The following is a 9,416-nucleotide window of genomic DNA, read 5'->3' on the forward strand; positions in this document are numbered from 1 at the left end:
CGATGGAGTCAGGCATTTTTTATGGATTTCAATGTTGGGTCTTTGTTGTCGTAGAGAAATTTTAAGAAAAATCTAAAAACAACGACAGGTAACAACTGGAATTGATAGAATATAACATAGAAATGCTATATATTGATAGAGGATTGAAGAAGCTTTTTATTAGGAGGAATTAATATGAATCCTATCATTGAACGGATTATTCATAATATAGAAAAAGTGATGATTGGTAAGCGCCATACAATTGAATTAAGTTTAACCGCGTTACTGGCGGAGGGGCATGTGCTGCTTGAGGATGTACCGGGTGTCGGCAAAACGATGATGGTTAGAGCGCTGGCCAAGTCAATTGGAGCTGATTTTAAGAGAATTCAATTTACGCCCGACCTGCTGCCTTCTGATGTAACAGGTGTTTCGATTTACAATCCGCAGGAACTGGAGTTTCAATTCAGACCCGGCCCGCTGATGTCGAATATTATCCTTGCTGACGAGATTAACCGTACTTCTCCGAAAACGCAGTCCGCATTACTGGAGGCAATGGAAGAAAAGAGCCTCACGATTGATGGAGTTACCCACCGTTTGGAATCACCTTTTTTTGTAATGGCAACGCAAAATCCAATTGAGTATGAGGGAACTTATCCGCTTCCTGAGGCCCAGCTCGATCGATTTCTATTAAAATTAGAGATGGGCTATCCGGATTTTGCGGAAGAAATAGAGATATTGAATCGGGTGCAGAAAGAGCCGCCGATCAATGAATTGAAGCCTGTCATTACCGTAGAGGAGTTACGAAAATTACAGGGGCAGGTTAAAGAGGTTTTTGTTTCGGAATCGATCAAGCGGTATATGATTGAACTGGCCCATAAGACGAGAAATCATAGCAGTATTTATTTAGGAGTAAGTCCACGCGGTTCCATTGCGTTAATGAAAGCAGCTCAAGCTAAAGCTTTTATTGCGGGACGTGATTTTGTCCTGCCAGATGATATTCAATCGTTAGTACGACCGGTATTCACACACCGCATTGTTTTGAACCCGGAAGCGAAATTTGCCTCGATATCAGTAGATGAAATCATCGAACATATGATGGAGCTTGTATCGGTTCCGATTCAGAGGGTGAAAAGATGAGAAATAAATTCCAGGTCGTTCGCAGTGTCTGGAAGTTATTCATTTTAGTGTTGTTAATCCTCTCCACCTTTTCATATGCGATGTTCCAAGGGGGATTTGTCAGCTGGTTTTTGTTTTACAGCTTTTTGCCTTTTGCGCTTTATGCCGTATGCCTCGCGTTTTATCCAATTGGAAAGTTCTCTATTGAAAGGCACTTCCCAAAACGGGAGTTTCATGCAAATGAATCGCTAACTGTAACGGTGACGTTAAAAAGAAATTCCTTCTATCCTCTTTTGTTTCTGATTGTGGAAGATTGTTTCACAATGGAACTATCAGAACATGTTTTGCGAAAAGGAAACAAAGTCTTCCTTTATCCCGGTTTTCGTAAGAGTTTCAGCTTCAATTACCGCCTGGAAAAACTACCAAGGGGTGAGCATGGTTTTTCATCGCTAAGGCTTGTAACAAGTGATGTGCTGGGGTTGATTCATCAGGAAGCGGTTATAGAAAGTGAGGATAAAATATTGGTGTATCCGGCTTACGGCGAATGGGTATACAAAGCGGGAGAAAATGATTTTGAGCAAGATGCGATGGTGGTCAATGACCGCTTACAGCGGGATACCACTATGGCTGTCGGGATCAGAGAGTATCAGCCGGGGGACAGGTTATCTTGGATTAACTGGAAGGCATCAGCGAAGCGCAGCGAAATTATGATGAAGGAATTTGAACAGAGTAGATCGCAGGATTTGCTGCTGATCCTCGATTGTACCCCGCACATGTTTTTCGAACTGCTAGTCCAGTATACTGCTTCAATCGGGCATGATGCATTGCGCAGAGGGGCAAGAGTGGGCTTTATGTCTATCAGTGAGAAATGCGTTGTCCTTCCGCCTCAGGGAGGCGAGAGCAGTCATAGGCAGCTGTTCTATCATTTAGCGAAAATGAAAGATACGTGTCCGCTATCATTTGCACAGGTGCTCAGTACTGACCGTTATTTGCTGCAGCAAAAGGTACCTTTATTGCTAGTTACGGCGCAAATATCAGCGGAACTCGTTAAGGCTGCTCGGGCGTTTACTGTAAGAAAATGCCCTGTGACCATTTTTGTCATTAAAAGTACAACAGAGCATGTCACTGCACTGGAAATATCGATGATGGAAATGGCACGGACAAGAGGGATAAGTGTGCAATTCGTTTATGGACCGCTGCCGTCTGCCGGAATGAAAAAGGCGGTGAAAGAATGAGGTATCATCACGGCTTTGCTTCTTTCTTATTGTATTGTTTCGGATTTGTATTAGTAACGGAGTGGATCTGGCCGGTTAAGGTTTTGACGGATACTGCGAATATATGGGTATTTATCGTTTTTCTCGCAGTTTCCTTTTTGCTTACTTATCTCGGAACTCCATTAATATGGAGTCTTGCTGCCAAAGGAATGGTCATCATGTATCTGCTTCATTGGCTCTATTTTGAAGGCAGTTTCCTGCAGCTTGACTGGGTGATGGTGTTTTTCCAAGACATCCAGCAAAATATCGCGTTCATATTTTCTGCTAATATACCAGAAGTATCGAATCTTTTTCGCAGTCTGCTATTATTCATCCTGCTGTGGCTGATGACCTATCTGCTTCATTATTGGCTGATTCAGCGCAGGAGAATTCTCTTGTTTTTTATTATGACGATTGCCTATATTACAGTTTTGGATACCTTTACTCCGTATGAAGCAGCAAATTCGATTGTCCGAACAGTGATCATTGGTTTCTTGTGTTTAGGTGTTCTTCTTTTTTACCGGATGAGGGAAAGTGAAGGCATGGACGGGGGATTCACTTCCTTTCGTAAATGGCTGTTCCCCTTAGCTGTCCTGCTTAGTTTAAGTGTTATGCTTGGATTTGCCCTGCCGAAACAGGCGCCGATTTGGCCTGATCCCGTTCCTTATATGCAAGGCTTAAGCAGCCAGACAGAAGGGAATCAACATGCCGCTGTTCAGCGTGTTGGCTATGGAACAGATGATTCGAGGCTCGGTGGTCCTTTTACAGGAGACAGCACGGTTGTTTTTCGCACTGAAGTGGAATCAAGCCATTATTGGAAGGTGGAAACGAAGGATGTCTATACAGGTAAAGGGTGGATCCAATCCATTCAGGATGCAGAGGCGATTTCTTTTTCGCAAAACAGTGATACTCCTGTATCTTCTTTTGCTGCAAGGAATACAAGAGACAAAAAGGCTGAGACAAGCTTTGTTTATCAACTAAAAGATTACCCGCATATCATCTATCCGCTAGGTGTCAAAAGCATTCAATCAGATTATCATGCAGAATTTAAATTCGATCCTGCTTTAGAAAAAATCTATTCGGTTGATGATTCACAATCGGTGGCCTTGCCAAGCTATTCCGTAACCTTTGAAAAAGCAGCCTATCAAAAGAGTGACTTAACATCTGTCGAAAATGCTTCCGGGATCAGCCGGGATTTTATGAATCGCTACACTCAACTGCCTGAGACAATTCCGCACAGGGTAAGGGAATTGGCCGAAGAAATAACAGCCGGAAAAGATAATTGGTTTGACCAGGCGAAAGCGATTGAGCAATATTTACAGGGAAGCCATTTTTCTTATGATACAAAGGATGTACAAATTCCCGGTAAGAATGAAGACTATGTTGATCAATTCTTGTTTGAATCGAGGCGGGGATACTGCGATAATTTCTCTTCTTCGATGGCTGCGCTGCTGCGATCGATTGATATCCCGGCAAGGTGGGTGAAGGGATATACAGCAGGGGAATTCAACGGATCGAACAGGAATCTGCAATTGTATGAAATTACAAATGATAATGCCCACTCGTGGGTGGAAGTTTATTTCCCTGATGCAGGCTGGGTTTCGTTTGAACCGACTCCGGGGTTTTCCAATCATGTCTCATTTCAATCTGATGAGCAAGGTAAAAATCCTGCGGAAAACACTGAGCCAACACCGGAGAAAGACGCTCCAAAGCAGGAGGCAGAGCAGCCGCTGGAGAAAACAAAAACCGAGGAGGACCATTCTTCTGAACAAATTTGGCATAATTGGAAAGGTGCCGCGGAACGTTCCTGGAAATGGTTTGCCGCAGCTGGAATCACCGCAGCGGTTCTCGTTCTTCTTCTTTTCCGCTTCCGGGTTAAATGGCTTCCGTACTATTATATTTGGCGCTTTAAACGCGCTGTTAATGATGAAAGTTTTCCTGAAGCGTATGTGATTTTACTAAAACAATTGCAGCGTTGTGGACTAAAACGGAACAAGGGGCAAACATTAAGAGAGTACGCTTTAATGATTGATAAGCATTTTTCCACGGATGAAATGACGATGTTAACAGTTCGATATGAGCAGTATCTCTATGGAACGGGAGTGGAAATGGGTAGTTGGAGTGAAATGATGGAATTATGGGAATATTTAATAAAAAGGACAATAGCTTGACCTGAAAATTAACCTGTCCTACAATATTGTTCGGAAATACAAAATATTCCTTCGTGTATGAATTCCGTACGAATTGAATGATTAGCGATTTTACTGTGAGGACAGAGAACGAGCATTAAAGAATTCTGCCTTCTCGAAAGCGGGAAGGGGGATTCTTTATTTGTATTGTTTGTAGTTTTAACAGAAAAAATATATTTTTATTTTTTAGAGAAAACTAAAGTTATTAAATGATGATGGGGTGAATAATCTGATGGGGAAGGCCATGCTAGAGAATCAAGAAATAGTTGTCGTTCTTGATTTCGGAAGTCAGTATAATCAATTAATTACAAGAAGAATCAGAGAATTCGGCGTGTATAGTGAATTGCATCCGCACACAATCACAGCTGAAGAAATTAAACAAATGAATCCAAAGGGAATTATTTTTTCTGGTGGTCCTAACAGTGTGTATGACGAAAATGCTTTTCGTTGTGACGAAGCCATTTTTGACCTTGGTCTGCCAATCATGGGCATCTGCTATGGTATGCAGCTGATGACACAGCATTTCGGCGGGAAAGTTGAACCAGCGGCACATCGTGAGTATGGTAAGGCAGAAATTCAAGTGAAAACGGACTCTAAGCTGTTCGGTGAACTTCCAAAAGAGCAGATTGTTTGGATGAGCCATGGTGACTTGGTCGTAGAAACACCTGCTGGTTTTACTGTTGATGCTACAAGTGCTTCATGTCCAATTGCGTCTATGAGCGATGCATCAAGAAACCTTTATGCTGTTCAATTCCACCCAGAGGTACGCCATTCCGTTTATGGAAATGAATTATTGAAAAACTTCGTGTTTTCTGTTTGCGGCTGTACAGGCAATTGGTCTATGGAGAATTTCATTGAGATTGAAATGGAAAAAATCCGTCAGACTGTCGGTGATAAGCAAGTCCTTTGTGCGCTTAGCGGCGGGGTAGACTCATCAGTAGTAGCCGTTCTGATCCATAAAGCAATCGGAGATCAATTAACATGTATTTTTGTCGATAATGGTTTGCTTCGTAAAGGTGAAGCGGATAGTGTTATGAAAACTTTTGCCGAAGGCTTCAAAATGAAAGTGATCAAAGTGGATGCACAAGAGCGTTTCCTTTCGAAATTAGCGGGCATCGATGATCCCGAGAAGAAACGTAAAATTATCGGTAATGAATTTATTTATGTATTTGATGATGAAGCGAAAAAGCTTCAAGGCATTGATTATTTGGCGCAGGGTACGCTTTATACTGACGTCATTGAGAGTGGTACAGCTACTGCACAAACAATCAAATCTCACCACAATGTAGGCGGACTGCCTGAGGATATGGAGTTTACCTTAATTGAACCGCTAAACACGCTTTTTAAAGATGAAGTACGTGCAGTTGGAACAGAACTTGGCATTCCTGATGAAATCGTATGGCGCCAGCCGTTCCCAGGACCTGGTCTTGGTATTCGTGTCCTTGGTGAGATTACGGAAGATAAGCTCGAGATTGTGCGTGAGTCAGATTATATTTTGCGTGAAGAAATTAAAAATGCAGGTTTGGAACGTGACATTTGGCAATACTTTACTGTCCTGCCGAACATCCGCAGTGTCGGTGTAATGGGAGACGGACGCACATATGATTATACAATCGGCATCCGTGCTGTCACATCTATTGATGGGATGACTTCTGACTGGGCACGTATTCCTTGGGAAGTATTAGAAGTGATTTCTACAAGGATTGTCAACGAAGTCGCTCATGTAAATAGAGTTGTATACGATATAACAAGCAAGCCGCCTGTAACAATTGAGTGGGAATAAATATGCGAACAATGGAAAAGTGAACATAGTAATTGTTCGCTTTTTCTATTGACACCTCTAGAGCCTGTGGTACAATGTTTTTTGTAATATTATTTTAAAATAACTTCGTATAATCTTGGGGATATGGCCCAAAAGTTTCTACCAAGCTGCCGTAAATAGCTTGACTACGAGTTGATGATGAGGAGATTCGTGACGTCTGTCTGGAATATTTCTCATTATTGTGGTCAAGCACTTCGATATGCTATCGGGGTGCTCTTTTTATTTTGTGAAAACATGATGCGTTATAGCGCGGATTCGTGGGTATTATACATACTAATTACTATGACGAAAAAATTCATGTTTATCAAAAGTCATCTTACACATGACTAACTATAGGAGGAGCTTCATGAAGAAGTATTTTCAATTTGAAGAGCTTGGAACAAGTTATCGCCAGGAGATACTTGGCGGATTAACAACATTCCTTGCAATGGCTTATATTTTAGTGGTAAACCCAATTACGCTAACCTTAGCCGATATTCCGGATTTACCCGATGCACTTCGTATGGATTATGGTGCTGTATTTGTAGCAACGGCATTATCTGCGGCAATTGGATCGATCATCATGGGATTGATCGCCAGATACCCGCTTGCGCTTGCGCCAGGACTTGGTTTGAATGCATTTTTCGGTTATACGGTAGTGCTTGGAAGCGGCATTCCATGGCAGCACGCTCTTGGCGCTGTATTTATCTCAAGTATGTTCTTTTTAATATTAACTTTAACAGGGCTTCGCGAAAAACTGATTAATGCTATACCCGAAGAACTAAAGTATGCGATAGGTGCTGGGATAGGTTTGTTTATTACGTTTATTGGGCTGCAAACCTCCGGAATTATCGTGAAAAATGACGCGACTCTTGTAGGCCTTGGTGATTTAACCGAGCCGAATACACTTCTTTCTATCTTTGGAATTTTAGTTACGGTCATTTTGATGACCAAGGGAGTTAAAGGCGGCGTTTTTTATGGAATGATTATTACGGTTATTGTAGGAATGATTTTCGGGTTGATTCATAAGCCGTCAGGAATCGTTGATCAAGTACCGAGTATTGCTCCAACTTTTGGTCAAGTATTCACATCATTCAATGACCCGGCATTTTATACAACAACAATGATGGGGATCATTTTAACCTTCCTGTTTGTTGATTTCTTTGATAATGCGGGAACCTTAGTAGCGGTTGCGAATCAGGCAGGGCTTGTAAAAAACAATAGACTGCCGCGTGCAGGTAATGCCTTGCTTTCTGACTCCATTGCTTCTGTTTCAGGGTCAATTTTAGGTACATCTACGGTGACATCCTATGTAGAATCATCTGCCGGTGTAGCCGCAGGTGCGCGTACTGGATTTGCATCACTGGTAACAGCGGCATGTTTCTTATTGTCATTGTTCTTCTTCCCGTTATTGGAGGTTGTCACATCAGCAGTAACAGCACCAGCTTTGATTATCGTCGGTGTATTGATGGTTTCTTCTTTGGGGAAAATACAATGGCCAAAATTCGAAGTGGCAGTACCAGCATTTTTAACAATGATTACAATGCCTTTATCATACAGCATTGCCACAGGGATTGCGGTCGGATTCATATTCTACCCGATTACCATGATTATCAGCGGACGCCGCAAAGAAATCAGTCCTATTATGTATTTGTTCTTTATTATCTTTATTTTGTATTTTATCTTCTTAAAATAAATACGTTCATTGATGAAGAACCGGCTGGAGAATTTATGCCGGTTCTTTTTTATGCAGATGTGATGCAGAGAAAAGTATAAGTCAAATCAATTGCTATGGACGTAACTTTTTAAGGATAGCGGATTCGAGCCGTTTCCAAGGCAGCAGGGTTTTGAGGAGAATACTTTTTTTAACCCCCTTCCCTACAGGATAACGGAGATTTGGCACTGCAGGCTGGGCTGCGATTGAAGCGACCAGCTTAGCTACTTCTAAAGGATCACCGTGGTCTGCTTTTCCACTTTCAATTTTATTTATTAGGGTTTTCATATAGGGAAGGTAAGGTGATGTTTCCCTTAGTTTAATTTGACCCATACCCGACCAGATATTAGTTTGGTAGGAACCTGGCTCTATCAGGGAGACATCAATTCCAAACGGCTTCAGCTCCAGCCTTAAGCTCTCGCTGTATCCCTCAAGTGCATGTTTGGAGGAGACGTAAGCGGATAATCCAGGAAAGCCGATTCTCCCGCTAATACTGCTTACATTGATAATTCTGCCTTGCTTTCTAGCTCTCATGAAAGGAAGAACAGCTTGAGTAACTGCAATCACTCCGAAAAAATTTGTTTCAAATTGTGAACGGTAGTCATCAACTGTAAGTTCTTCGCTAAACCCGCCGCGGGCAAATCCTGCATTATTGACAAGCACATCAACTGATGAAAGTTCTTTAAGCGTGGATCTAAACTGTTCGATTGATTCGGCGGATGTAACATCCAGTGAAGACACACGAATATTTTCCGCTGCATGTTTTTTCTTTGCGAGTTCCAATAAAGGTGCCGACTTTTTTACATCTCTCATAGCGGCTATAACAATAAAGCCTGCGCAAGCCAATTCTACTGCACTCAACATACCAAATCCACTTGATGAACCTGTTACAATAGCTATCTTATTGTTCATGAGCATCACCTTTTCTATTATTGATACTTACTGTTTTCTGAAATCAGGATAAATAAAATTGAATTTAATTGTAGTGTACAATCTAGGAATGATTTTCGCAGTAAGTATAATGTCCAAATTATTTCAAAGAAAAGGTTGACCTTTATATAATTACCTGATATATTAATGAACGTCGCTGCGAGACGGTATGAAAATGAAATCGCGGCAGATAAAATCACTTTTAAAAAGTTGTTGACTTTCTGAAAGTGATGTGGTAAATTAATATAGTCGCCTTTGAGCGGCATATAAATTGCTCTTTGAAAACTAAACAAACAAAAACGTCAACGTTAATTCTTGTTGTTAATAACAACACAAATATATGAGCTAACTCATACTCTTTATTGGAGAGTTTGATCCTGGCTCAGGACGAACGCTGGCGGCGTGCCTAATACATGCAAGTCGAGCGGACTTTT

6 protein-coding genes, 1 rRNA gene and 1 riboswitch are annotated in these 9,416 nt (G+C 41.6%); of the genes, 6 read left to right on the forward strand and 1 reads right to left on the reverse strand.

All coding sequences use genetic code 11. The annotated features are described in order from the left end of the window. Positions 1-174 precede the first annotated feature (174 nt). The 5 genes from HNR53_RS21060 to HNR53_RS21080 all read left to right on the forward strand — a co-directional run bounded on the left by HNR53_RS21060 (position 175) and on the right by HNR53_RS21080 (position 8,034). On the forward strand, positions 175-1,116 hold the full coding sequence (locus tag HNR53_RS21060; protein ID WP_184529805.1) for an AAA family ATPase: 942 nt from the start codon (positions 175-177) through the stop codon (positions 1,114-1,116). Beyond that, positions 1,113-2,330 (forward strand): DUF58 domain-containing protein, encoded by a 1,218-nt coding sequence (locus HNR53_RS21065; RefSeq protein ID WP_184529807.1) that lies wholly within the window; start codon positions 1,113-1,115, stop codon positions 2,328-2,330. The genes HNR53_RS21060 and HNR53_RS21065 overlap by 4 nt, the downstream gene beginning before the upstream one ends. Next, positions 2,327-4,519, forward strand: a complete 2,193-nt coding sequence (locus HNR53_RS21070) for a transglutaminase-like domain-containing protein (protein WP_184529809.1) — start codon at positions 2,327-2,329, stop codon at positions 4,517-4,519. Before HNR53_RS21065 ends, HNR53_RS21070 begins: the two co-directional genes overlap by 4 nt. 262 nt (positions 4,520-4,781) lie before the next feature. Continuing rightward, positions 4,782-6,320, forward strand: a complete 1,539-nt coding sequence (gene guaA / locus HNR53_RS21075; protein WP_184529820.1) for a glutamine-hydrolyzing GMP synthase — start codon at positions 4,782-4,784, stop codon at positions 6,318-6,320. A gap of 85 nt (positions 6,321-6,405) precedes the next feature. Then, a riboswitch (purine riboswitch) is annotated at positions 6,406-6,507 on the forward strand. A 198-nt stretch (positions 6,508-6,705) separates the two neighbouring features. After that, positions 6,706-8,034 (forward strand): NCS2 family permease, encoded by a 1,329-nt coding sequence (locus tag HNR53_RS21080; protein ID WP_184529811.1) that lies wholly within the window; start codon positions 6,706-6,708, stop codon positions 8,032-8,034. Positions 8,035-8,127: 93 nt separating this feature from the next. Here HNR53_RS21080 and HNR53_RS21085 read toward each other — a convergent pair whose 3' ends face one another. Further along, complete coding sequence (locus HNR53_RS21085) at positions 8,128-8,964, reverse strand: SDR family oxidoreductase (RefSeq protein ID WP_184529813.1); 837 nt, start codon at positions 8,962-8,964, stop codon at positions 8,128-8,130. Positions 8,965-9,341: 377 nt separating this feature from the next. Between HNR53_RS21085 and HNR53_RS21090 the strand changes: the two genes are divergently transcribed. Further along, a 16S ribosomal RNA gene (locus HNR53_RS21090) occupies positions 9,342-9,416 on the forward strand; the annotation flags it as partial.

The sequence above is a fragment of the Bacillus benzoevorans genome (assembly GCF_014207535.1).
In the GTDB taxonomy this organism is placed as follows: domain Bacteria; phylum Bacillota; class Bacilli; order Bacillales; family Cytobacillaceae; genus Bacillus_BD; species Bacillus_BD benzoevorans.

What these genes read in the sequence shown, in the direction of transcription:
- HNR53_RS21060 (WP_184529805.1), top strand. Translation starts at nt 175, where the DNA reads ATGAATCCTATCATTGAACGGATTATTCATAATATAGAAAAAGTGATG.
- HNR53_RS21065 (WP_184529807.1), top strand. Translation starts at nt 1,113, where the DNA reads ATGAGAAATAAATTCCAGGTCGTTCGCAGTGTCTGGAAGTTATTCATT.
- HNR53_RS21070 (WP_184529809.1), top strand. Translation starts at nt 2,327, where the DNA reads ATGAGGTATCATCACGGCTTTGCTTCTTTCTTATTGTATTGTTTCGGA.
- guaA (WP_184529820.1), top strand. Translation starts at nt 4,782, where the DNA reads ATGCTAGAGAATCAAGAAATAGTTGTCGTTCTTGATTTCGGAAGTCAG.
- HNR53_RS21080 (WP_184529811.1), top strand. Translation starts at nt 6,706, where the DNA reads ATGAAGAAGTATTTTCAATTTGAAGAGCTTGGAACAAGTTATCGCCAG.
- HNR53_RS21085 (WP_184529813.1), bottom strand. Translation starts at nt 8,964, where the DNA reads ATGAACAATAAGATAGCTATTGTAACAGGTTCATCAAGTGGATTTGGT.